Source organism: Sinorhizobium terangae, assembly GCF_029714365.1.
In the GTDB taxonomy this organism is placed as follows: Bacteria; Pseudomonadota; Alphaproteobacteria; order Rhizobiales; family Rhizobiaceae; genus Sinorhizobium; species Sinorhizobium terangae.
Genome location: NZ_CP121659.1, coordinates 3,391,275 through 3,413,674 on the forward strand (window position 1 = coordinate 3,391,275; position 22,400 = coordinate 3,413,674).

The following is a 22,400-nucleotide window of genomic DNA, read 5'->3' on the forward strand; positions in this document are numbered from 1 at the left end:
GAGGAAGTGTTTCCACCCGCTCCGGTGCATTCTCCTTGAATCGAGCCCGATTTAAGGAGAATGCAGCAACTCAAATGCTACAGCGGCCTTTGCGCGTCCCGTAAGACGCGTGGCGCGGTAGAAGGCGCGATATGCAAGAACAGGATCCGCATATGTCGACAATCGAAGCCGCCAAGGCGCGGACAGAGGTGAGCCCACTCCTTAAGCTCGTGCTGGAGCTCGGGCCGCTCATGGTCTTCTTCTTCGCCAATTCCCGCGGCGACTGGCTGGCGGGCCGCTTTCCCATGCTTGCCGAACTCGGTGGACCGATCTTCATCGCCACCGGGCTCTTCATGGCGGCAACGGCGATTGCGCTTGTCGCTTCCTGGATGCTGACCCGAACGCTGCCGATGATGCCGCTCGTTTCCGGAATCGTCGTCTTCGTCTTCGGCGCGCTGACGCTCTGGCTGCAGAATGACACGTTCATCAAGATGAAGCCGACGATCGTCAACACGCTCTTCGGCGCGATCCTGCTCGGCGGCCTCCTGTTCGGCAAATCCCTGCTCGGCTACGTCTTCCATTCCGCCTTCAGGCTGGACGAGGATGGCTGGCGGAAGCTCACCATCCGCTGGGGTCTGTTCTTCCTGTTCCTCGCGGTGCTGAACGAGATTGTCTGGCGAACCTTCTCGACGGATTTCTGGGTGGCCTTCAAGGTCTGGGGAACGATGCCGATCACCATTGTCTTCACCCTTGCCCAGATGCCGCTGATCATGAAACATTCGCTCGAACAGGAAAGCGCCGAGTGACGATCGCGGCCGGGACCGACGACAACAGACAGCGCTGGGCCTGGTTCTGGCTGATCGCCTGCCTTGGTGTGCTTGCGATTCAGATACTGACACAGCATCTCATGGGCCGGCTGTGGATCTGCGAATGCGGCTACGTCAAGCTGTGGGAAGGCGTGGTCAAGTCCAGCGGCAACTCGCAGCACCTCAGCGACTGGTACACGCCGTCCCATATCATTCACGGCTTCCTCTTTTACGGTCTCGGTCACCTATTCCTGCGCGGAAAGCCGCTGAGCGCGCGCCTCCTGTTTGCGACCGTAATCGAATCCGCTTGGGAAATTGCCGAAAACACGCCGATGGTGATCAACCGCTACCGTTCGGCAACGATCTCGCTCGACTATTTCGGCGACAGCATCCTGAACTCCACCATGGATACACTCGCCATGGCGACTGGCTTCCTGCTCGCATCGCGGCTACCGGTCGCTGTGACCGTCGCAATCGCAATCGTGCTGGAGCTCTTCACCGCCTGGACGGTGCGCGACAACCTGACCTTGAACGTGCTGATGCTCGTCTGGCCGCTCGATGCGGTGAAGGCATGGCAGGCGGGGCTTTAATTCGTCCGCATTCGCCCCTCATCCGGCCTGCCGGCCACCTTCTCCCCGCACGCGGGGCGAAGGAGACTCGCGGCGCCCACCTAAATCCCATCGCTACACGTACGGGGGGAGAACTGGAAATTCGCTACCTTCTCTTCTTCCCAAGCCATGACCGCCTTCGGTGAGGAGGGGCGGGCGAGTGCCGCAAGTCCCTTCGCCCCGCGTGCGGGGAGAAGGTCGCGGCAGCGGGATGAGGGGCAAATTGTGGGACGAAAGAGCCGCTGGGCCCGTCACGAACCCGCGAGCGCCTTTTCGATCGCCGGCATCAGCCCTTCCTTGAGGCTGCGTTCGTCGAACGGGCCGACGCGCTTGTAAAGGATCGTGCCGTCGGCGCCGACGAGATAGGACTCCGGGATGCCGTAGACGCCCCAGTCGATCGCGGCCTTGCCGCGCGGATCGACACCGATCGCCGAGAACGGATTGCCGAGCTCACCCAGGAAACGCAACGCGTTTTCGTTCTGGTCCTTGTAATTGATGCCGACGACCAGAAGCCGCGGATCCTTGGAGAGCTCGAGGATGATCGGGTGCTCCTGCCGGCAGGGCACGCACCAGGAGGCCCAGACATTGACGAGCGTCAGCCTGCCCTTGATTGCCGCATCGTTGAGTGCCGGCATCGGCTGGCCCGCAAGCGCCGCGCCTTCAAGCGGCGGCAGGTCGAGCTTAGGCGCCTTGGTGCCGATCAGTGCCGAGGGGATTTCGCTGATATCCCTGCCGGAATTCAGCTGGCTCCAGAAGATCAGCGCTAATGCCGCGAAGATGACGAGCGGCAGCGCCGCGAACACGAAACGCAATGCGCCGGGCTTACGCTCGTCCGGCTGGGGTGCGTGGGTGCTGCTCATCGGCCGGCTCCGCTAGAAGCCTCCGCCGAGCGGCGTCGGATGCCTGCCGCCTCGAGCTCCTTCAGCTCACGCTGACGGGCGCGGCCATCGCCGATGACCCAGAACACGAGTCCCGCCACCGTAACGGCGGCGACGGCGTAGCTCGCAAAGACATAGGCGGCGTGGCTCATCATAGTGTCTGTGCCTCCCGGCCGGCGTTGCGAACAGCCTGACGGCGGAGCGACGTGACCCGGCGACGCCAGATCTCGTTGCGCATCGCCGCAATGTGCAGCGTGAAGAACAGCAGCGTGAAAGCGACCGCCATAATGAGAAGCGGCCGCAAAAACTCGGGATCGATCGTCGGCCCACCGAAACGCAGAACGCTCGCCGGCTGATGCAGCGTGTTCCACCATTCGACCGAGAACTTGATGATCGGAATGTTGACGAAGCCGACCAGCACGAGAACGGCGGAGACGCGGGCAGAACGGGCCGGATCGTCCATGGCGCGGTTGAGCGCAATCAGCCCGAGATACATGAGGAAGAGCACGAAGACCGAGGTGAGCCGCGCATCCCAGACCCACCAGGCTCCCCACATCGGCTTGCCCCAGAGCGAACCGGTGACCAGCGCGAGAAAGGTGAAGCAGGCGCCGATCGGCGCGGCCGCCTTGGCGGAAACATCGGCGAGCGGGTGGCGCCAGACGAGCGTGCCGAGCGCCGAGATCGCCATCACCGTGTAGCACATCATCGACAGCCAGGCGGCCGGCACATGCAGATACATGATGCGCACCGTCTCGCCCTGCTGGTAGTCACCTTCGGTCGTGAATGAAAGCCAGAGACCGGCGGCGAAGAACAGGGCGGTGGCGGCGGCAAACCAGGGCAGGACACGGTCAGCCAGCGCCAGAAACCGGGTCGGGTTGGCGAGATCGCTGAATTTGCGGATAGCCAGGCTGTTTTCGCTCATGACGGCTCTTTAACGCGGAAGCATCCCTTCCGCAATTGACCTGCAGCGCCGCGCGTCCTTTAGACGCGCAACGGTCGCTGCAGCACCCTGAATGACTGCATGATTTTAGCCTCAGAACGATTTCGATCTAAGGAATTACGCCGTGATCAATCACGATTGCGTTAGCGCATATCGCACGCCTCAATCAGCCGAATGCCTGAGCGCCGCGGCTGCCGCGACGGGACCGATCACTGCGAAGAACAGGGTTATCGCCATCAATATCATGAAAGGCGGCAGAAACGGGGCGGGGTCCTCGATCGCCGCATAGACCGCACTGACACCGAAGATCAGCACGGGGATGGCAAGCGGCAGGACGAGGATCGAGACGAGCAGCCCGCCCCGCGGCAAGGCGACCGCGACCGCGGCACCGACCGCGCCGATGAAGGTGATCGCGGGCGTTCCGGCAAGGAGCGTGAGCATGGTCGCACCGATCGCCAACTCGTTCATATTCATGAAAAGGCCGAGCAGCGGCGAGGCGATGACAAGCGGCAGGCCGGTCGCGGCCCAATGAGCCGCGCACTTGACGAATACGGTCATGAGCAACGGTGTTTCCTGCATCAGCAGGAGATCGAGCGACCCATCCTCGCGCTCCGCCTGGAAAAGACGGTCGAGGCCGAGCAGTGACGCGAGCAGCGCGCCGATCCAAAGCATCGCCGGACCGATACGCGACAGGAGATTGAGATCCGGCCCGACCCCGAAGGGGACGACCGCAACGACGGTCATGAAGAACAGCACGCCGATCATCGCGCCGCCACCGGCGCGCACGGAAAGCTTGAGGTCGCGGAAGAAGAGGGCGATCAATGCGTGAACCCCTTCATCTGCAAGCTCTGCGCCGACCCGAACCCAAGAGGCTGATGCGTCGCGGCAATGAGGATACCGCCGCCTTCGAGATGCGCCTTCACAAGTCCGGCGAACAACCGGTCCGCCCCCGCATCGAGCGCGGCGGTCGGCTCGTCGAGCAACCAGATCGGCCGGTAGGCGACGAGGAGCTTGGCCATGGCCATGCGCCGTTGCTGGCCTGCAGAGAGATAGCCGAAGGGCAGGTGCGTGATGCCGGCAAGCCCGACGGCTTCGGCGGCCGCCGCGATGTCGACCCCGGACCCTCCTGGCGAATCACCCATGAACCGCTGCCAGAAGGAAAGATTTTCCCGGACGGTCAGTTCCCGCTTCATTGCGTTGCGATGCCCGAGATAATGGCTGAGCTCATGGGGATGCGCGAATTCCGCCGGTCCCCCCTCGATTCTGAACGTGCCCGATTCGGCCCGCAAAAGACCTGCGAGCACCCTAAGCAAGGTCGACTTGCCGGAGCCGTTCGGCCCCGTGATCACAAGGGCCTCTCCCTCTCCGAGAGCAAAGGAAATATCGTTAAAAATCAGGTCCTCGCCGCGCCTCGCACTCAAACCTTCAGCCAGCAGGCGCATGTATTTTCAGCTTCCCTTGACGCTCGTTGCCGCACAGCAAAAAAAGTTCCGATTGAACCTTGGTTGGTCTGGCACCATCTGGAGAAATTATCTATAACGCGGCCAACACGCCAGCGGTCGGCGTGAATATCATCCAAGCGCCGAACATGGAATGACATTCCACGTACGGACAGCGGAAATGGCCGCACCCGCATCCCATTTCGCGCTTCACAGGCGCTCGGGCGTTCGTACGTCAGCTTTTGGCGATCAGACGGAACGGGGTATTATCCAGTGTCCAAATCCCTAGACAGTTTCAATTGTCGCTCCACGCTCACCGTCAATGGCGTGGAATATGTCTATTACAGCCTTCCGAAGGCGGAAGCGAACGGCCTTGCCGGTGTCTCGAAGCTCCCCTATTCGATGAAGGTGTTGCTGGAAAACCTGCTGCGCAATGAGGATGGCCGCTCGGTCACCAAGAAGGACATCGAGAACGTCGCCGCGTGGCTCAGCGACAAGGGCACTGCGGAAAACGAAATCGCCTACCGCCCGGCGCGCGTGCTGATGCAGGACTTCACCGGCGTTCCGGCCGTCGTCGACCTCGCGGCGATGCGCGACGCCATGGTTTCGCTCGGCGGCGACGCGGAGAAGATCAACCCGCTCGTCCCCGTCGACCTCGTCATCGACCACTCCGTCATCGTCGACGAATTCGGCACGCCCCAGGCCTTTGCCCGCAACGTCGAACTGGAATACCAGCGCAACGGTGAGCGCTACCGCTTCCTGAAGTGGGGCCAGCAGGCCTTCAAGAACTTCCGCGTCGTGCCGCCGGGCACCGGCATCTGTCATCAGGTCAATCTCGAGTATCTCGGCCAGACGGTCTGGACCCGCGAAGAGGACGGCGAAGTCACCGCCTACCCGGATACCTGCGTCGGCACCGACAGCCACACCACTATGATCAACGGCCTTGGTGTGCTCGGCTGGGGCGTCGGCGGCATCGAAGCGGAAGCCGCGATGCTCGGACAGCCGGTCTCCATGCTGCTGCCGGAAGTCATTGGCTTCAAGCTGACCGGCAAGCTCAAGGAAGGCGTCACCGCGACCGACCTGGTGCTGACGGTCGTCCAGATGCTGCGCAAGAAGGGCGTGGTCTCGAAGTTCGTCGAATTCTTCGGCCAGGGCCTCGACAACATGACGCTCGCCGACCGCGCGACGATCGGCAACATGGGTCCGGAATACGGCGCGACCTGCGGCTTCTTCCCGGTCGATGCCGAAACCATCAATTACCTCACCATGTCCGGCCGTGAAGAACAGCGTATCGCGCTGGTCGAAGCTTACTCGAAGGCGCAGGGCATGTGGCGCGAAGGCGATGGCTCCGATCTCGTCTTCACCGACACGCTGGAACTCGACCTCGGCGACGTCGTGCCGTCGATGGCCGGTCCCAAGCGTCCGGAAGGCCGCATCTCGCTGGAAAACATCGCCTCCGGCTTCGCAACCGCGCTCGAAAGCGACTACAAGAAGCCCGGCCAGCTTTCGAACCGCTACAAGGTCGAAGGCACGGATTTCGACCTTGGCCACGGCGACGTTACGATCGCTGCCATCACCTCCTGCACCAACACGTCGAACCCGTCGGTACTCATCGCCGCCGGCCTGCTCGCCCGCAACGCGGTCGCCAAGGGCCTGAAGACGAAGCCGTGGGTCAAGACCTCGCTCGCACCCGGATCGCAGGTTGTCGGCGAATATCTGGCGAAGTCCGGCCTGCAGGCCGACCTCGACAAGCTCGGCTTCAACCTGGTCGGCTTCGGCTGCACCACCTGCATCGGCAACTCCGGACCGCTGCCGGGCCCGATCTCGAAGACGATCAACGACAAGGGCCTGATCGCCGCCGGCGTTCTCTCCGGCAACCGCAACTTCGAGGGACGCATTTCGCCAGACGTCCAGGCGAACTACCTCGCCTCGCCGCCGCTCGTCGTCGCCTATGCGCTGGCCGGCACGGTGCAGAAGGACCTGACCAAGGAGCCGATCGGCGAGGACAAGGACGGCAAGCCGGTATACTTGAAGGACATCTGGCCGACCTCGCAGGAGATCCAGGACTTCATCTTCAAGTATGTCACGCGCGAACTCTATGCGACGAAATATGCGGACGTGTTCAAGGGCGACGCCAACTGGCAGGCGGTTCAGGTTCCGGCCGGGCAAACCTATGCCTGGGACGAGGCTTCCACCTATGTCCAGAACCCGCCCTACTTCGTCGGCATGGGCAAGAAGGGCGCTGGCATTTCCGACATCAAAGGCGCCCGCGTCCTCGGTCTCTTCGGCGACAAGATCACCACCGACCACATTTCTCCGGCCGGTTCGATCAAGGCTCAGTCGCCGGCAGGCTCCTACCTGCTCGGCCATGGCGTCGGCGTCGCCGACTTCAACCAGTACGGCACGCGTCGCGGCAACCATGAGGTGATGATGCGCGGCACCTTCGCCAACATCCGCATCCGCAACCACATGCTCGGCCCGAACGGCAAGGAAGGTGGCTACACCATCCACTATCCGTCCAAGGAAGAGATGTCGATCTACGACGCCGCCATGCAGTACAAGGAAGAAGGCGTTCCGCTCGTCATCTTCGCCGGCGTCGAATACGGCAACGGTTCGTCGCGCGACTGGGCGGCCAAGGGCACCAACCTGCTCGGCGTCAAGGCGGTGATCGCCCAGTCCTTCGAGCGCATCCACCGCTCGAACCTCGTCGGCATGGGCGTTATCCCCTTCGTCTTCGAGGAAGGCATGACCTGGGAGCAGCTGGGCTTGAAGGGCGACGAGGTCGTGACCATCGACAACCTCGCCAAAGTCCAGCCGCGCGAGAAGCGCGTGGCCCGGATCACCTATGGCGACGGCTCGGTCAAGGAAGTTCCGCTGATCTGCCGCATCGACACGCTTGACGAGGTCACCTACGTCAACAACGGCGGCATCCTGCAGACGGTTCTGCGCGACCTCGCAGCCTGAGCCTGCTGACGTTTTCACGGCTTGAGAGCCGGGGCATCGAATGGTGCCCCGGCTTTTTCACGTCCCCGTATCGATAAGCGGTGAAATGCTCACTCCAACGTGACTTTCCGTTGAAGAATGGCCGTCGTATGTATGAACTCCAGCATTCGAGCCTGCCTATAAAAAAGTGACGCCATGACATTCGCCTATAACACAACCATCCGGCGTCTCGCCCTGACGATAGGCTTTCTGGGGGCAGGCTGCGGAGCGGTTGCGGCGGATGACGGAAAAACAGTCAAGGGCGTGGTCGAACTCTTCACCAGCCAGGGCTGCTCCTCCTGCCCGCCGGCGGACGCGGCGCTCAAGAAGCTGGTCGACGAGGGCGACGTCGTCGCGCTCGCCTATCACGTCGACTACTGGAACTATCTCGGCTGGGCGGACACGCTCGCTTCCAAGGAAAATACCGAACGGCAATATGCCTATGCGCGCATGCTCGGCCGCAACGGCGTCTATACGCCGCAAGCGGTCCTCAACGGGCGCGATCATCTCAACGGCGCCAACCTGCAGGCGATCAGGAGTCGGCTCGACGCAATGAACACGGAGGGCCGGGGACTGGCCGTTCCGGTGCAGGCGGCGATTGGCGACGGTGGAATCTCGATCAAGGTCGGGGCCGGCGAAGGCAAGGCAAATGTCGTCGTCGTCTATTTCGAGCGGGCCAAGGTGGTCGATGTCGAGAAGGGCGAAAACAGCGGCAAGCAGATCGCCTATTGGCATGCCGTGCGCGACATCCAGACGATCGGCATGTGGGATGGCAAGCCGGCCGAATTCACCTTGCCCGCCTCCGTCCTGATCGAGGGAAAGGGCAACAGTGGCTGCGCCGTCCTGCTGCAATCGATGAAGGACGCGGAAACGCCGGGGGCCATTGTCGGAGCGGCAGCTGTTCTTGCCGGCCCGCAGGGCAAGCTTTGAACCCGGTGATTTCCGACACAGGGGATTTTCTGAGAAGGGGGTGGTTCGGCCCGGCAGCATCGAGGGGCTGGGGCTGAGGGTTCGAAGTTACCGGACCGAACCGGTCATGTCTGCGTTCGTAATCTCCCGCAGCATGACGACCTGTCCGGACATACGGTGGCAACGACTCTGTCCGGCAGCGGTGGAAGTCTTGCCGTGAATTGGGGCGCCGATTTGACTGAATTGCGGCAAGGACAAGAATTGCCGGCATTGTTCACCGGCTTCCGACTTGCTTTTCCGCTCGTGTCAGGCACACTGTCGTAGTCCTGTCACATCAGAAGGCCGAAATACTGATGACTGATCAACCGGATTTACCGGAAGGCGAGACGCGTCGCCAGGGCCAGGCCACGTCGCAAGTGGTCGACTTTCACGAATACAAGAGCGCCAGGAATCCCCCACCCGTTACATTTCATCGCCGCGAGCTGGACCAGATTTTGCGGGTCTATGGCCGTATGGTCGGCGAGGGCGAATGGCGCGACTATGCGATCGACCACACGAAGGATCGAGCCGTTTTCTCCGTGTTCAAGCGATCGGGGGAGACACCGCTCTACCGGATCGAGAAAAACCCGAAGCTTGCGGCAAAGCAGGGCGCCTACAGCGTGCTCAATGCCCATGGCACGATCCTGAAGCGCGGCCATGAGCTTGCCCTGGTGCTCAAGGTGTTCGACAAGGTCCTGAAACTCGTCGAGACCTGACGCGATATCTCCTGTGGAATTGCCCCTCATCCGCCTGCCGGCGCCTTCCCCCGCAGGCGGGTCGAAGGCCTTTGTGCGCCTCAAGTTCGCTCTTCTTGCGAACGGGAAGAGGTGCAAGCCCGCCACCCAAAGCCGACCTGACTTAACGCATGTCATCCAAAAGTGTGCAGCGGTTTTGGGACAACGACATGCATAGGAGCGATGACCCGACGCGACTTACAGCGCCGTGCATCCTTTAGGACGCACAAAGGACGCTGTAACTCTTTGATTCCACGCATCGTGCCTTCCGAAAATCGGGTCCGATGCGCTAGGTCCGGTAGAGCGTATCGGGGTAGGCGCCCTCGTCCGGGTCCGAAGCCGCTCCGTCTCCGAGCGCGAGCTGCATGATCGCCGTGTCGAGCCAGCGCCCGTGCTTGAAACCGGTCGCCTTCATGAACCCCTGATGCTCGAAGCCGAGAGCGCGATGCAATGCAATCGATGACGGATGCGCGCCGCCGATCACCGCGACCATCTGGCGGAAGCCAAGCGCGGTGCACCGTTTGACCAGCTCCGCCAGCAACGCCCTGCCCACGCCTTTGCCCCGGGCCTCCGGCGCAAGATAGATGGAATCCTCCACCAGGAAGCGATAGGCCGTCCGCGTGCGGAATGCGGAAGCGTAGGCGTAACCGATGATCGCTCTGCCGTAGTCCTCCTGTGCCACGATGTAGGGATAGCCGTTGCCGGTTATCGTCGAAAAGCGCAGCGCCATCTCCGCCTCGGAGGGCGGTGTTATCTCGTAGGTCGCCACGCCGTTCAGAACGGACTCGCGGTAGATTTCGGTAATTGCGGGAAGATCGGCAGCGACGGCGTCGCGGAGAGTGACAGACATGGGACTTCGTGATGTTGGCTGATCCCGATCAAATCGCATGGATCGGACGGCGCGATCAAGGCCGCTCTACTTTACGGCGCCGCGCATCCAATCGGACGCACGACGACGCGACAACAAAAAAGGCGGCCGAAGCCGCCTTTTCTGTAAATGCGCGTCTGACTACTCGTTCCTGTTGCCCAGGAACTGCAGCAGGAACATGAACAGGTTGATGAAATCGAGATAGAGCGTCAGCGCGCCCATGATGGCCTTGCGGCCAGCAACCGCGACGTCATCGGCCTCGTAGTACATTTCCTTGATCTTCTGCGTGTCGTAGGCGGTCAGGCCGGCGAAGACCAGCACACCGATGACCGAGATCGCGAATGCGAGCGCCGAAGACGCCAGGAAGATGTTCACGATCGACGCAATGATCAGGCCGAAGAGGCCCATGATCAGGAACGTGCCGAAGCCCGACAGATCTTTCTTCGTCGTGTAGCCGTAAAGCGACAGGGCGCCGAAGGAGGCGGCCGTGACGAAGAACGTCTGCACGATGCTCTGGCCGGTGAAGACCAGGAAGATCGAGGACAGCGAAACCCCCATCAAGGCGGCGTAGATCCAGAACGTCGTCTGCGCTGCGGAGACGCTCATCGAATTGATGCGGAAGCTCATGAAGAAGACCAGCGCCAGCGGCGCCAGCATTACGACCCACTTCAAGGGCGAAGCGTAGATGAGCTGGGCGAATGCCGGATTGGAGACGGCAAGCGCATAGGTTCCGTAAGCTGCTACACCTGTGATCGCCAGCCCGAGAGCCATCAGGTTGTAGACCTTCAGCATGTAAGCGCGAAGGCCTTCGTCGATCACGGCACCCGCCTGAGCGCCGGCGGGCGACATTCGGGTTTGGTAGTTTCTCAGATCAGCCATTGTTTCCTCATTTAAGCCCCGGTTGGAGTGACGGTGTCGGGCGGTAAGTGCTTGTCCTTCAAGCGCCCAGGCGCCGCTGCGGGGCTCCAGCATGCCTGTGGACAAATATGATGTTGAAACGGATCACGCACAAGACCCGCAAGAGCCGGAATCGCGCAAAGCCGGGGCCTGAGCCATCAAACAAGGGTGATTTACGGTTAATTTCGGCGCTCACAATTCACGCAGCACCGGAGCGGCCTTCTGGCCGAGAATGCGCCAGGTTCCGGCAAGACCGATGCCGACGGTCATGACAAGCGCGATCACGATTGTGGCGACCGCGACATCCGGGAGGAAATCGGACGGCAGCGTCATCACGCGGCTGACGACGAACCAGGCGGAAACGCCCCCGGCAAACAGCGCGAACACGGCGGTTGCGAAGCCGAGAATGATGTATTCGTAGCTGAAGGCGCGGATCAGCGTGCCGCGCGTGGCGCCCAGCGTCTTCAACACCACCGCATCGTGAATGCGCGCCCGATTGCCGGCGGCGAGCGCCCCCGCAAGAACGAGAACCGATGCGATAAGGGCGACGGCGGCGGCGGCGCGGATGGCCGTGGCAAGCTGTGCGAGAAGCGTGTTGACGATATCGAGAGCATCCTTGACGCGCACACTGGTGATCGTGGGATAGGTATTGGTGACCGACTTCAAGACCGCCGCTTCCTCCTTGGCCGTGGCATCCGGATCGATGACGGTTGCGAGCCAGGCGTGCGGCGCACCGGCAAAGGTGTTGGGCGAAAAGACCATGACGAAGTTGATCGACAAGGATTCCCATTCGACATTGCGGAAATTGGCGATCTTCGCGGTGATGTTGCGGCCGAGCACGTTGACGGTCACCGCGTCGCCGAGTTTCAGGCCGAGTTCGCGGGCCTCCTCCGCCGAGAAAGAGACCAGCGGCTCCCCCTGGTAGTCCTCGGGCCACCAGGTACCTTCGGTCAGCGTCGAGTTCTCCGGCCGATTTTTGGCATAGGTGATGCCACGGTCCCCGCGCAGCACCCATTGCCCGCCGGGCGGTACGTTGCGGCTGTTCACGTCCTCGCCGTTGAACGCCACGATGCGCCCGCGCAGCATCGGCACCTCGACGACCTTGCCCTCCGGCATCGCCTGCGCAAGCAGCGACCGGAACCCCTCGATCTCGCTGCCCTGGATGTCGACGAAGAAGAAGTTGGGCGCGCGCTCGGCCATGTCGCCGGTGAGTTCGCGCCGGAGATTGCCGTCGATCAGCGCCAGCGTCACCAGCAGGGCGAGACCGAGACCCAGCGACAGCACCACCGACGGGGTCAGGGCGCCGGGGCGATGGATATTGCCGATCGCCAATCTCAGCGCCGGCGAATTCACCCGCGGGCTGCGCCGCGCCAGCCAGGAAATGAGCCACGACACGCCCCTGAGCAGGATGAAGGCAAAGGCGATTGCGCCGAGGAAGATCAGCGAAATGCTGCGATCATAGGCCGTCCAGACGGCAAGTCCGGCGAGCGCGGCAAGACAGGCGAGAGCCCCTGCGAGATAGGGCCAGGCCGGAAAGCCGGTCGGTTCGAAACCCTGTTGCCGGAAGAGCGCCGTTGGCGGCACCCGGCGCGCGCGGCCGAGCGGCAGGATGGCGAAGGCGAGCGCCGTCAGCAGGCCGAAAAGCGCCGCGAGGCCGAGCGCCGACGGGTAGAGCTGGAACGACGTCGGAACGGGCAGCACATCGGCAAGGAACTGGGCCGCGATGAAGGGGATCAGCGCGCCGAAAACGAGGCCGATGCCAATACCGATCAGCGCAATCATCAGGATCTGCGCAAGGTAGACCATGGCGACCAGTGACGCCGGGGCGCCGAGGCATTTGAAGGTCGCGATGACGCTGCGCTTTCCATCGAGATAGGCGCGCACGGCATTGGCGACGCCCACGCCCCCGACGATCAGCGCCGTCAGGCCGACGAGGGTCAGGAACTGCGAGAAACGCGTGATATTGGCGTTGAGCGACGGGGTGGCATTGCCGCTCGTCCGGATCGACCAGCCGGCCGACGGGAATCGCTTCTCGGCCTCGGCGCGAACGGACGCGACGCGCTGAGGATCGGCAAGCTTCACCTTGTAGCCGTGCTCGACGAGGCTGCCGGTCTGTACGAGCCCCGAGGCAGAAAGCGCGTCGGCCGAGACCATCAGCCGCGGCGCGAAACCGAACCCGTCGGAAAGCGCGTCCGGTTCCCGCACGATCGTTGCGCTGATCCGAACGCGGGCATTGCCGATCAGGATTTCATCGCCGAGGCTGATGCCCAGACGCTCGAGCAGCAGCGGCGCGGCGATCGCGCCGAACACCTCTCCCTGTTTGGACAGGAGTTCGGCGAGCGGCCTTGCCGGTTCACTCTCAAGAGTGCCGTAGAGCGGGTAAGCACCGTCGACGGCCTTCAGTTCGACCAGCGCCTGGTTGGATCCATCGGGGAGGCGCGCCATGGAACGCAGACCCGAGGAAGCGGAAACGCTGCCGAGACTGTCGAGAAAGGCCTGCTCCTCGGCTGTCGCCACACGATTGTTGAGTTCGAAGCGAATATCGCCGGCAAGGAGCTCTTGGCCCTGCGACGCGATCGTCGCGCTGATCGACTGTGAAAGCGAATTGACGCCGGCGATCGCCGCGGTGCCGAGCGCGATGCAGGCAAGGAAGATGTAGAAGCCCTTGAGGCCGCCGCGCATTTCGCGCAGCGCCAGTCTGAGGGCGAGAAACGGGCGAAAGCGGTTGATGGCGCCCGTCTCGCTCATGCCGATGCCGCCTCCTGGCGAACCGCGGCGGCCGTCGATTCGGCATGCCCGCCGGAAACGATCTCGCCGGAGCGCACTTGCACCTGCCGCCCGCAACGCCCGGCAAGTGCTGCATCATGCGTAACAAGAACCAGCGTCATGCCGCGTTCGCGCTGTTCCGCAAAGAGAAGATCGGCGATCTGCCGGCCGGTCTCGGCGTCGAGATTGCCGGTCGGTTCGTCGGCGATCAGCAGCTTCGGTGACGGCGCCAGCGCACGGGCGATCGCGACGCGCTGCTGCTCGCCACCCGAAAGCTGCCCCGGATAATGCGTCAGCCGGTCACCGAGGCCGACTGCGACGAGTTCCTGGCGCGCGACGTCGAAGGCGTTGCGGACATTCGCAAGCTCAAGCGGCACCGCGACGTTTTCAAGTGCGGTCATGTTGGGAATGAGGTGAAAGGACTGGAAGACGATCCCGACGTTGCGACCCCGGAAATCCGCAAGCTTGTCCTCGCTCAGGCCGTGCAAGGGAGTCCCGTCGATGGTGATCTCTCCGCTGTCGAGCCTCTCCAGACCTGCCAGCACCATCAGCAGCGTCGACTTTCCCGATCCGGATGGGCCGACGATCCCGACGGATTCGCCAGCGTCAACCGTAAGGCTCACAGCCTTCAGGACATGGACTGCGGCCGCCGCCTCGCCCAGCGTCAAGTCGGCATTTTTCAGCTCGATGATGGTTCTTGCCACGCGGAAACAGCCCTATATGAAATTGGATCGGATGACGAAACGGTTGCCCTCGGGGATTTAGGAACGAGCCTATGGCATTAAAAGATTTTCTGCGCTTTTTCTTGAGCCTGGCAATGACAATTGCGTTATCGTCAGCGGTGCGCGCCGAGAGTGTAAGCCTCGTCGGCTTCGGCGACAGCCTGATGGCGGGCTTCCAGCTCCCGCCCGAGGACGCCTTTCCTGCGCGACTCGAAAAGGCATTGAAAAACAAAGGCTTCGACGTCACAATCACCAATGCCGGCGTTTCCGGAGATACAACCTCCGGCGGCCTTTCCCGCATCGACTGGTCGGTGCCGGATGGAACGAAAGGCGTCATCCTCGAGTTAGGTGCGAACGACGCATTGCGGGGTATTCCGCCGGAACAGTCGCGGAAAAATCTCGAGGCGATGATTTCCCGGTTGAAGGAGCGCGGCATCGCGGTGCTTCTTGCCGGCATGATGGCACCGCCCAACATGGGTGCCGACTATGCCGCCCGCTTCAACCCCATCTACCCGGAGCTGGCGCAGAAATATGATCTCGAGCTCTATCCGTTCTTCCTCGACGGCGTTGTGACTGACGGCGCGCTGAAGCTCGAGGATGGCATGCATCCGAACAGCCGGGGCGTCGGCGAGATGGTCGAACGCTTCCTGCCCGCCGCCGAACGATTTATTGCAGGGCTTGCGAAAGGAGACTGATCAATCGGTCCACAGTTAAGAGAAAGTTAACACTCTGTCGGCCCAAATAACAGTTGCGTGCAGACTCGATGCGTGATTCGCTAAGACATCTGCAAGAGATTCGGGGAGCTCGCCATGCCGAGACTGTTTACCGCCCTCGAAATTCCGCGCAATGCAGCAATGAGCCTTTCCTTGCTGCGCGGAGGTCTTCCCGGAGCTCGATGGATTGATGTGGAGAACTATCACATCACTCTGCGTTTCATCGGCGATGTCGACGGACGTACCGCCGACGAGATCGTTGAAAGGCTCGACCGGATCGAACGCCCCGAATTCCAGCTGCAACTGACGGGCACCGGTGCCTTCGGCTCAAAAAAGCCGCATTCGGTCTGGGCCGGTGTCAGCAACGACCCGGAAATGTTTGCGCTCCAGGCGGAAATCGAACGCATCTGCCAGCGCCTCGGCCTGCCGCCGGACCCGCGCAAGTTCACGCCTCACGTGACGCTCGCGAGGCTGCGTTCCTCGCGCGTCGAGGATGTCGTGAATTATCTTTCCGGGCGCGGCAATTTCCTCACCTCACCTTTTGCGGTCTCCCGCTTCGTTCTCCTGTCGTCGCGCGATTCGGTCGGCGGCGGTCCGTACCTGACCGAAGAGGTTTTTCCGCTTCACGAGGCGCGAACCTCGAGCCTTGCCAGCAGGGACAAGCACCCGGCTTCCAGTATCTGGTAGAGCGCTTCGAAGACGTCCGCCGCTTCGTAATAGGGATCCGGAACGTCTCCCGCCCGACCGGTGGCATAACGCATGAATAGATGCACCTTGCCCGCCATTGCGGGCGGCGCGAGCACGCTCAAGTCGCGGACGGTGCTCATGTCCATGCCGAGGATCAGGTCGAAGGCCGCAAAATCCGCCGCGCTGACCTGGCGCCCGCGCAGGGCCGCAATATCGATGCCGTGCGCCTTCGCCACCGAAATCGACCGCTGATCCGGCGGAGCGCCGACATGCCATGCGCCGATGCCGGCGGAATCGACCGAAATCGCCTGCCCGTGGCCGGCCTTCTGCGCGAGGTCCCGCATGACGCCCTCGGCGAGCGGCGAACGGCAAATATTGCCAAGACAAACGAAGAGAATTCTGACCGGCTTCATGTCACCCCGTTGGCATCGAGAGTTGTGCCGCATGGCATGGGCGGAGTTTATCCGTGGCGAAAGCGCCCTGTGTCTTTTCAAGTGGACAAAGGCCGCTGCAGTACTTCGAATTGCCGCATGTTTTTATCCTTAAATCGGAACCCATTTAAGGATAAAAGCGTGTTCTAGGCCGTTGTTAAGCACCAAAGATCACAGGGAGAAACAGCATGAGGCCGGAAAAACTGGACGCCGAGGCTGTCGCCGAGCATTTGCACAAGATGGAAGGTTGGGTTCTGGCCGAGGATGGCGCATCGATCTGGAAGGCGTTTCGCTTCAAGAATTTTGCCGAGGCGTTCAGCTTCATGACTCAATGCGCGCTTGCGGCGGAAAAGCTCGACCACCACCCTGAATGGTTCAACGTCTACAACAGGGTCGACGTCACGCTTTCGACGCATGATGCGAACGGACTGACGGAACTCGATTTCAAGCTGGCGGCAAAGATGGATCGCGCGGCTGCCGGACGAATGCCCGACCATTTGAAATAGCCGGCACCCTTCCCATATCAGCTTCCTGCATGTTTCTCCGCGCGTCCGGAAAGACGCGCGGCGCTGCAGGGCCCAACTCGGAAACGGACGCGATGGACGATATCAAGATCGGTGAAATTCTTCTTCCCGGCGAGGAATCCGAACAGGAACGGCGGGAGCGCAAGGTACGCCGCCGGTTCTGGCCGACCTTTCGCCGTGCAGCCCGCCAGATTCCCTTCAGCCGCGATCTCGTTGCCGCCTTTTATTGCGCGGTGGATCCGAAGACTCCGACGCGTACGCGCGGCATTCTGCTTGCAGCCCTTGCCTATTTCGTCCTGCCGCTCGATTTCGTGCCGGACATGCTGGCCGTCGTCGGCTTTTCCGACGACATCGCCGTGTTGACGGCTGCCTTCGCCGCGATCAGCGGCCAGATCAAGGAAACGCATTACGACAAGGCCGACGAAGCCCTGCGCGACAGGCCGGATGAGGAATGATTATCAGAATGCGGGACCGCCGCATTTCTGCCGGAAAGACAAACTCTTGCCTGATTCTTTGTGACATAGATTCCGCAGACGCAGCGGCTGTGGGCGAATAGGCTTGAGGACAGTGCGTTGCGCGAGATTTGAGACAGGGGACTCCTACCGGCCACGGCCCTCCGGAATTGACGATCGACCGAACCGGCAAATCCGCAGACACGAAGAGATGGCCCGCCGGATGAGCGCGCTAACTCCGACTGCCGGGCGTGTCTCCGGCCTGTTTTGGGGCGGAAACGAGCGGATTGCGGTGATCGTTGACGGTTTAGTAACCTGAATTAAGTCAAAATAAATCAAATCATGACTATGCGATGCCCGTCCCACCTTCGGGCGATCGCAAGCAAGACAAGCGGCAGGACCTCATGTTTGTAAGAAAGATCGCAACTGCAATCGCACTCGTAGTGGCAGCAGCCGGCGTTGCTTCCGCTCAATCTCCGACACGGATCCAGCAATTCAATGCCTGGGGCGCCTATTCCTACCAGGCCGGCGCCGGCAAGGTCTGCTACGTCCTGTCCGTTCCGAAGGAGAAGAGCCCTGCCGGTGTCGACCATGGCGATATCTTCTTCCTCGTCTCGCAGCGCCCGGGGCAGAACATCAGCTACGAGCCTCAGGCGATGATGGGCTACCCGCTGCAGGACAATTCCAAGGTCAATGTGGTCATCGACGGCAAGACTTTCGTGATGTTTACCAAGGGTAATTCCGCCTGGGTCGAAAACGCTGCGGAAGAACCGGCGCTGGTGGCGGCGATGAAGTCGGGCAAGGACATGTCGGTCAACGCGAAGTCCCGCAAGGGAACCGCGACTTCCTATTCCTATTCCCTCTCCGGCATTTCCGCCGCGTTGAAGCAGATCGAAGCCTGCAAGTAACCCGCTGGTGCTTGAGCTATATCGCGAAGGCCGGCCCTCTGGACCGGCCTTTTTGCATTGGGCAATTGCCCCTCACCCTAGAGTCTGTCAGACCTACGTTGAAACGTATCCTGCATGCCTGAAATAGGCGGCGCATTCGTGCGGGCTGAACGCCTTGAGAACTTCGCCGACGCGCCGCCATGTCGCCTCGACGCTACGCTCGTCGGCCTTGCGCAGCAGGGTCTTGAGTTTGGCGAACATCATCTCGATCGGATTGAGGTCGGGGCTGTAGGGCGGCAGGAAGAACAGATGGGCGCCGGCGTCGCGGATGGCGCTGCGCGCCGGCTTGCCCTTGTGGCTGCCGAGATTGTCGAGGATGACGATATCCCCGGGGTTGAGGGTTGGCGCCAGGCATTGCTCGACCCAGGCGGTGAAGGCAATGCCGTTGATCGGGCCGTCGAGCACGAAGGGTGCGACGATGCGGTCGTGACGCAGCCCGGCGAGGAAGGTCAGCGTCTTCCAATGGCCATGCGGTATTCTGGCGATCAGCGGCTGGCCGCGCTGACACCAGCCGCGGCTGCGCGTCATGTTGGTTTTGACCCAGGTTTCGTCAACGAACACCAGGCGGCGCGGATCAAGTCGATGTTGATGGGTCTTCCAGCGGCTTCGGAAGCGCGCCACCTTCGGCCTGTCCTGCTCGCTGGCGATCAGCGTTTTTTTTAAATGTCTTGCCTTCGCGGCGCAGGAACCGCCAAACGGTGTCATGCGAGACATCGATCCCGGCCGCCTTCAGATCGGCGGCAAGCGCCCGCACCGTCCAATCGGTTTTGGCCGCCAGTCGGCGGTGAACCTCATCGGCCGCCGCGCCCCGCAGCATGGGTTTGACATGGCCCCCCATCTTGGCCGGCGCCAAACCGCGGCCGGACCGGTCGAGCTGGCCGATCCGCACCGCCGTCGCCGCCGATATCCCAAAGCGCAAGGCGGCCGCCCGCACGGTCATGCCTCCGGCCAAAGCGGCGGCGACGCGCTGGCGTAAATCAAAAGAAAGAGGTCGCGCCATCATTGCTGGCCTCCTCACCAGCAATGATCTTGAATCACAATCCCAACAAAAAGGGAATCCTGTTTCGATTCAGCTTAACGCTGACCGACTCTAGCCCTCTCCCCCAAGCGGGGCGAGGGGACTTGGGCGGGTGCGGGGAGTCCGCTTCGCCCCGCTTGCGGGGAGAAGGTGGCCGGCAGGCCGGATGAGGGGCAACTCCGCACGAAGACCGACACTTTTCTCCATCGCAAGCCCGCTCATGTCGACTCACGGCGAAAAGAATGCTAAAGCGCCGCCAAATTCAGAGCCCCGCGCCCCGTTGCCGCGCCCGAAGGCTCGCCAGTTTCAATTCGAGCATCGGAACATGATCCGGAACCTTCTCCGGACGGACCTTCGCTGTATGACAGGACATCGCAAGCATGGCAGCCACTGAGATCTTGAACAGGGCGGACATCGTCAAGGCGCCGCAAGTGCGCCGGATGCCTGAGGCCGAGAAGCCATCGCTGATCGGCCTTGTGCGCGAAGACATGGCCAAGCTGCTTGTCGAACGAGGCGTGCCCGAGCGCCAGGTCAAGATGCGCGTGAGCCAGCTCTGGCATTGGCTCTATGTCCGCGGCGTTTCCGATTTCGATCAGATGTCGAACGTCTCCAAGGACATGCGCGAGATGCTCAAGCAGCATTTCACCATCGCCCGGCCGGAGATCGTCGAGGAGCAGATTTCCAACGACGGCACGCGCAAGTGGCTCTTGCGCTTCCCGCCGCGTGGTGCCGGCCGGCCGGTCGAGATCGAGACCGTCTATATCCCCGAGGAAGGCCGCGGCACGCTCTGCATCTCGAGCCAGGTCGGCTGCACGCTCACCTGTTCCTTCTGTCACACCGGCACCCAGAAGCTGGTGCGCAACCTGACGGCAGAAGAAATCCTCGCCCAGCTGCTGCTCGCCCGCGACCGCCTCGGCGACTTCCCCGAACGCGATACGCCGCAAGGCGCCATCGTGCCTGCCGAAGGCCGCAAGATCACCAATATCGTAATGATGGGCATGGGCGAGCCGCTCTACAATTTCGAGAACGTCAAGACCGCGCTCCTGATCGCGTCCGACGGCGACGGTCTTTCGCTCTCGAAGCGCCGCATCACGCTCTCGACCTCCGGCATCGTGCCCGAGATCTACCGCACCGGCGAGGAGATCGGCGTCATGCTGGCAATCTCGCTGCATGCCGTGCGCGACGACCTACGCGACATGCTTGTGCCGATCAACAAGAAGTATCCGCTGAAGGAGCTGATGGAAGCCTGCCGCGCCTATCCGGGCCTGTCGAACGCGCGCCGCATTACCTTCGAATACGTGATGCTGAAGGATGTCAACGACAGCCTCGAGGACGCCAAGGAACTGGTGAAGCTGTTGAAGGGCATTCCGGCCAAGATCAACCTCATCCCCTTCAATCCCTGGCCGGGAACCAACTACCAGTGCTCGGACTGGGAGCAGATTGAGGCTTTTGCCGATTTCATCAACCAGGCCGGCTACGCTTCGCCGATCCGCACCCCGCGCGGCCGCGACATTCTCGCCGCCTGCGGTCAGCTCAAGTCGGAATCGGAACGCATGCGCAAGGTCGACCGCCTTGCCTTCGAGGCAATGATGATCGCCAATCACGGCGAGGACTGAGGCCGGGCAAGGAGATGCGCGGGGCGGGTTGCGCTCAGGTTCGCCCCTCATCCGGCCTGCCGGCCACCTTCTCCCCGCAGGCGGGGAGAAGGGAGGATGCCGCGCCGTTCCAGTCCCCTCTCCCCGCGAGCGGGGAGAGGGTTAGGGTGAGGGGCAGAACCGAAGCGCGATGCGCAATCTCGATCGATGAAGAAGTTTGATGGATGAAGCTCTTTCCATCGATTGATTTCACCGCTTCGCTTTCCTAAGAAGGCGGCGAATTCATCTGGAGCGGGATGAGAAACATGCGAAGCGGTTCAGCCGCCGGCATCCCGTTCGCCAAACGGAGGACATCCATGCGCTCACTTCTCATCGCTCTTGCCGCCACCGTGGCGCTCTCGCTCCCGGCGCGCGCCGACGAGGTTACGGTTGCCGTGACGGCAATCGTCGAACATCCCGCCCTCGATGCCGCCCGCGACGGCGTCAAGGACGCGCTCGCTGCTGCCGGCTACAAGGAAGGCGAGAACCTCAAGTTCATCTACGAGTCGGCCCAGGGCAACCCGGCGACCGCCGCACAGATCGCCCGCCAGTTCGCCGGTGAAGCGCCGAGCGTCATCGTGCCGATCTCCACGCCCTCGGCCCAGGCCGTGGTTTCCTCGACGCGCGACATTCCGGTGGTCTTCACCGCTGTCTCCGATCCGCTCGGCGCCCAACTCGTCAAGGACATGGAGAAGCCCGGCGGCAACGTAACCGGCCTTTCCGACATGTCGCCGGTTGCCGAGCATGTGAAGCTGATCAAGGAGATCCTGCCGAACGTGAAGTCGATTGGCTACCTCTACAATTCCGGTGAAGCGAACTCCGTTTCGCTCCTCGCAGCACTCAAGGCCGAAGCCGAAAAGGCTGGTCTGACCGTAGTCGAGTCCGCCGCGACGAAATCGGCCGAAGTCCAGGGTGCCGCCCGCGCGCTCGTCGGCCGTGCCGACGCAATCTACATCCCGACCGACAACACGATCATCTCGGCGCTCGAAGGCGCCGTTGCCGTCGCCGAGGAAAGCAAGCTGCCGCTCTTCACCGCCGATACGGACTCCGTTTCGCGCGGCGCGATCGCCGCACTCGGCTTCAACTACTACGATGTCGGCAAGCAGACGGGCGAAGTGGTCGTTCGTGTTCTCAAGGGCGAAAACCCCGGCGACATCGCCGTCAAAGTCGCTGCCGGCACCGACCTCGTCATCAACAAGGGGGCCGCAACCAGGATGGGCGTCACGCTGCCGGAAAGCGTCGTCAGCCGCGCAACCCGCACGGTCGAGTAACAAATCCCGATACGTTCGGACCGGAATTGTTGCCTTTTTGCCGCCCTCGTTCCATACGGGGGCGGTTCGCTTATAGAGCAGGACGAGAAAGCCCGCGCGGCGTTCCGTCCCTCGCCCTGACATTGGAACAGCAGTTCGCGCGCGTTGCGGTGAGCC

General features: G+C 62.2%; 23 protein-coding genes. 12 read left to right on the plus strand and 11 right to left on the minus strand.

From position 1 onward, the window contains the following. Positions 1-152 precede the first annotated feature (152 nt). Positions 153-785 carry a septation protein A gene (locus tag QA637_RS16105; protein ID WP_153436782.1) on the plus strand — a complete coding sequence of 211 codons (633 nt, stop codon included), beginning with the start codon at positions 153-155 and terminating at the stop codon, positions 783-785. Then, complete coding sequence (locus QA637_RS16110; protein WP_184108640.1) at positions 782-1,375, plus strand: DUF2585 domain-containing protein; 594 nt, start codon at positions 782-784, stop codon at positions 1,373-1,375. Before QA637_RS16105 ends, QA637_RS16110 begins: the two co-directional genes overlap by 4 nt. Positions 1,376-1,644: 269 nt before the next feature. On the opposite strand, the gene QA637_RS16115 is transcribed toward QA637_RS16110, so the two are convergent. From QA637_RS16115 to ccmA, 5 genes are all read right to left on the minus strand, one after another. Further along, positions 1,645-2,253 carry a DsbE family thiol:disulfide interchange protein gene (locus tag QA637_RS16115; protein WP_153436783.1) on the minus strand — a complete coding sequence of 203 codons (609 nt, stop codon included), beginning with the start codon at positions 2,251-2,253 and terminating at the stop codon, positions 1,645-1,647. Next, complete coding sequence (ccmD, locus tag QA637_RS16120) at positions 2,250-2,426, minus strand: heme exporter protein CcmD (RefSeq protein WP_153436784.1); 177 nt, start codon at positions 2,424-2,426, stop codon at positions 2,250-2,252. The genes QA637_RS16115 and ccmD overlap by 4 nt, the downstream gene beginning before the upstream one ends. Beyond that, positions 2,423-3,193 (minus strand): heme ABC transporter permease, encoded by a 771-nt coding sequence (locus tag QA637_RS16125; protein ID WP_153436785.1) that lies wholly within the window; start codon positions 3,191-3,193, stop codon positions 2,423-2,425. The genes ccmD and QA637_RS16125 overlap by 4 nt, the downstream gene beginning before the upstream one ends. A gap of 180 nt (positions 3,194-3,373) precedes the next feature. Then, positions 3,374-4,033, minus strand: a complete 660-nt coding sequence (ccmB, locus tag QA637_RS16130) for a heme exporter protein CcmB (RefSeq protein ID WP_153436786.1) — start codon at positions 4,031-4,033, stop codon at positions 3,374-3,376. Next, complete coding sequence (gene ccmA, locus QA637_RS16135) at positions 4,030-4,653, minus strand: heme ABC exporter ATP-binding protein CcmA (protein ID WP_283062310.1); 624 nt, start codon at positions 4,651-4,653, stop codon at positions 4,030-4,032. The genes ccmB and ccmA overlap by 4 nt, the downstream gene beginning before the upstream one ends. A 270-nt stretch (positions 4,654-4,923) precedes the next feature. Here ccmA and acnA point away from each other — a divergent pair, with 270 nt between their 5' ends. The 3 genes from acnA (at position 4,924) to QA637_RS16150 (ending at position 9,296) form a co-directional block, all read left to right on the plus strand. Next, positions 4,924-7,614, plus strand: a complete 2,691-nt coding sequence (acnA, locus tag QA637_RS16140; RefSeq protein ID WP_184108639.1) for an aconitate hydratase AcnA — start codon at positions 4,924-4,926, stop codon at positions 7,612-7,614. A gap of 174 nt (positions 7,615-7,788) precedes the next feature. Continuing rightward, positions 7,789-8,562, plus strand: coding sequence for a DUF1223 domain-containing protein (locus QA637_RS16145; protein WP_153436788.1), 774 nt, complete (start codon positions 7,789-7,791; stop codon positions 8,560-8,562). A gap of 332 nt (positions 8,563-8,894) precedes the next feature. Continuing rightward, positions 8,895-9,296, plus strand: coding sequence for a DUF2794 domain-containing protein (locus QA637_RS16150; RefSeq protein ID WP_153436789.1), 402 nt, complete (start codon positions 8,895-8,897; stop codon positions 9,294-9,296). 307 nt (positions 9,297-9,603) lie between these two features. Here QA637_RS16150 and QA637_RS16155 read toward each other — a convergent pair whose 3' ends face one another. The 4 genes from QA637_RS16155 to QA637_RS16170 form a co-directional block, all read right to left on the minus strand. After that, positions 9,604-10,164 (minus strand): GNAT family N-acetyltransferase, encoded by a 561-nt coding sequence (locus QA637_RS16155; protein WP_153436790.1) that lies wholly within the window; start codon positions 10,162-10,164, stop codon positions 9,604-9,606. Between the two features lie 159 nt (positions 10,165-10,323). Then, on the minus strand, positions 10,324-11,061 hold the full coding sequence (locus QA637_RS16160) for a Bax inhibitor-1/YccA family protein (protein ID WP_153436791.1): 738 nt from the start codon (positions 11,059-11,061) through the stop codon (positions 10,324-10,326). A gap of 210 nt (positions 11,062-11,271) precedes the next feature. Then, positions 11,272-13,827, minus strand: a complete 2,556-nt coding sequence (locus tag QA637_RS16165) for an ABC transporter permease (RefSeq protein ID WP_153436792.1) — start codon at positions 13,825-13,827, stop codon at positions 11,272-11,274. Further along, a complete protein-coding gene (locus QA637_RS16170) occupies positions 13,824-14,549 on the minus strand; it encodes an ABC transporter ATP-binding protein (RefSeq protein ID WP_283062314.1) in 726 nt (241 codons plus the stop codon). Before QA637_RS16170 ends, QA637_RS16165 begins: the two co-directional genes overlap by 4 nt. 71 nt (positions 14,550-14,620) lie before the next feature. On the opposite strand from QA637_RS16170, the gene QA637_RS16175 reads away from it, so the two are divergent. Further along, positions 14,621-15,262 (plus strand): arylesterase, encoded by a 642-nt coding sequence (locus tag QA637_RS16175; RefSeq protein WP_153436793.1) that lies wholly within the window; start codon positions 14,621-14,623, stop codon positions 15,260-15,262. 114 nt (positions 15,263-15,376) lie between these two features. Continuing rightward, complete coding sequence (gene thpR, locus QA637_RS16180) at positions 15,377-15,967, plus strand: RNA 2',3'-cyclic phosphodiesterase (protein ID WP_153436794.1); 591 nt, start codon at positions 15,377-15,379, stop codon at positions 15,965-15,967. Here thpR and QA637_RS16185 read toward each other — a convergent pair. Continuing rightward, positions 15,904-16,380: a low molecular weight protein-tyrosine-phosphatase gene (locus QA637_RS16185; RefSeq protein WP_153436795.1), complete on the minus strand. Its 477-nt coding sequence runs from the start codon at positions 16,378-16,380 to the stop codon at positions 15,904-15,906. The two genes, thpR and QA637_RS16185, sit on opposite strands and share 64 nt — an antisense overlap. Positions 16,381-16,586: 206 nt before the next feature. Between QA637_RS16185 and QA637_RS16190 the strand changes: the two genes are divergently transcribed. From QA637_RS16190 to QA637_RS16200, 3 genes are all read left to right on the plus strand, one after another. Further along, complete coding sequence (locus tag QA637_RS16190; RefSeq protein WP_136505355.1) at positions 16,587-16,904, plus strand: 4a-hydroxytetrahydrobiopterin dehydratase; 318 nt, start codon at positions 16,587-16,589, stop codon at positions 16,902-16,904. Positions 16,905-16,996: 92 nt separating this feature from the next. Then, complete coding sequence (locus QA637_RS16195) at positions 16,997-17,377, plus strand: YkvA family protein (protein WP_153436796.1); 381 nt, start codon at positions 16,997-16,999, stop codon at positions 17,375-17,377. 401 nt (positions 17,378-17,778) lie between these two features. Continuing rightward, complete coding sequence (locus tag QA637_RS16200; protein WP_153436797.1) at positions 17,779-18,282, plus strand: invasion associated locus B family protein; 504 nt, start codon at positions 17,779-17,781, stop codon at positions 18,280-18,282. Positions 18,283-18,375: 93 nt separating this feature from the next. Here QA637_RS16200 and QA637_RS16205 read toward each other — a convergent pair. Beyond that, positions 18,376-19,321, minus strand: a protein-coding gene (locus tag QA637_RS16205) for an IS630 family transposase (RefSeq protein WP_283064986.1) whose coding sequence is annotated in 2 segments (ribosomal slippage) — positions 18,376-18,981 and positions 18,983-19,321 — 945 coding nt in all. Because the reading frame shifts where the segments join, the coding sequence is not laid out codon by codon here. Positions 19,322-19,779: 458 nt separating this feature from the next. Between QA637_RS16205 and rlmN the strand changes: the two genes are divergently transcribed. Both rlmN and QA637_RS16215 read left to right on the plus strand, forming a co-directional pair. After that, positions 19,780-20,955 carry a dual-specificity RNA methyltransferase RlmN gene (gene rlmN / locus QA637_RS16210; RefSeq protein ID WP_380785596.1) on the plus strand — a complete coding sequence of 392 codons (1,176 nt, stop codon included), beginning with the start codon at positions 19,780-19,782 and terminating at the stop codon, positions 20,953-20,955. 335 nt (positions 20,956-21,290) lie between these two features. After that, positions 21,291-22,244, plus strand: a complete 954-nt coding sequence (locus QA637_RS16215; RefSeq protein WP_153436799.1) for an ABC transporter substrate-binding protein — start codon at positions 21,291-21,293, stop codon at positions 22,242-22,244. Positions 22,245-22,400: the final 156 nt, after the last annotated feature.

Bases quoted from the DNA above. Each gene is read 5' to 3' on its own strand.
- QA637_RS16175 (WP_153436793.1), top strand. From the start codon at position 14,621: ATGGCATTAAAAGATTTTCTGCGCTTTTTCTTGAGCCTGGCAATGACA.
- QA637_RS16185 (WP_153436795.1), bottom strand. From the start codon at position 16,380: ATGAAGCCGGTCAGAATTCTCTTCGTTTGTCTTGGCAATATTTGCCGT.
- QA637_RS16155 (WP_153436790.1), bottom strand. From the start codon at position 10,164: ATGTCTGTCACTCTCCGCGACGCCGTCGCTGCCGATCTTCCCGCAATT.
- thpR (WP_153436794.1), top strand. From the start codon at position 15,377: ATGCCGAGACTGTTTACCGCCCTCGAAATTCCGCGCAATGCAGCAATG.
- QA637_RS16200 (WP_153436797.1), top strand. From the start codon at position 17,779: ATGTTTGTAAGAAAGATCGCAACTGCAATCGCACTCGTAGTGGCAGCA.
- QA637_RS16165 (WP_153436792.1), bottom strand. From the start codon at position 13,827: ATGAGCGAGACGGGCGCCATCAACCGCTTTCGCCCGTTTCTCGCCCTC.
- QA637_RS16215 (WP_153436799.1), top strand. From the start codon at position 21,291: ATGCGCTCACTTCTCATCGCTCTTGCCGCCACCGTGGCGCTCTCGCTC.
- rlmN (WP_380785596.1), top strand. From the start codon at position 19,780: ATGCCTGAGGCCGAGAAGCCATCGCTGATCGGCCTTGTGCGCGAAGAC.
- QA637_RS16195 (WP_153436796.1), top strand. From the start codon at position 16,997: ATGGACGATATCAAGATCGGTGAAATTCTTCTTCCCGGCGAGGAATCC.
- QA637_RS16125 (WP_153436785.1), bottom strand. From the start codon at position 3,193: ATGAGCGAAAACAGCCTGGCTATCCGCAAATTCAGCGATCTCGCCAAC.
- QA637_RS16190 (WP_136505355.1), top strand. From the start codon at position 16,587: ATGAGGCCGGAAAAACTGGACGCCGAGGCTGTCGCCGAGCATTTGCAC.
- QA637_RS16145 (WP_153436788.1), top strand. From the start codon at position 7,789: ATGACATTCGCCTATAACACAACCATCCGGCGTCTCGCCCTGACGATA.
- QA637_RS16150 (WP_153436789.1), top strand. From the start codon at position 8,895: ATGACTGATCAACCGGATTTACCGGAAGGCGAGACGCGTCGCCAGGGC.
- ccmD (WP_153436784.1), bottom strand. From the start codon at position 2,426: ATGATGAGCCACGCCGCCTATGTCTTTGCGAGCTACGCCGTCGCCGCC.
- QA637_RS16115 (WP_153436783.1), bottom strand. From the start codon at position 2,253: ATGAGCAGCACCCACGCACCCCAGCCGGACGAGCGTAAGCCCGGCGCA.
- ccmA (WP_283062310.1), bottom strand. From the start codon at position 4,653: ATGCGCCTGCTGGCTGAAGGTTTGAGTGCGAGGCGCGGCGAGGACCTG.
- QA637_RS16160 (WP_153436791.1), bottom strand. From the start codon at position 11,061: ATGGCTGATCTGAGAAACTACCAAACCCGAATGTCGCCCGCCGGCGCT.
- QA637_RS16105 (WP_153436782.1), top strand. From the start codon at position 153: ATGTCGACAATCGAAGCCGCCAAGGCGCGGACAGAGGTGAGCCCACTC.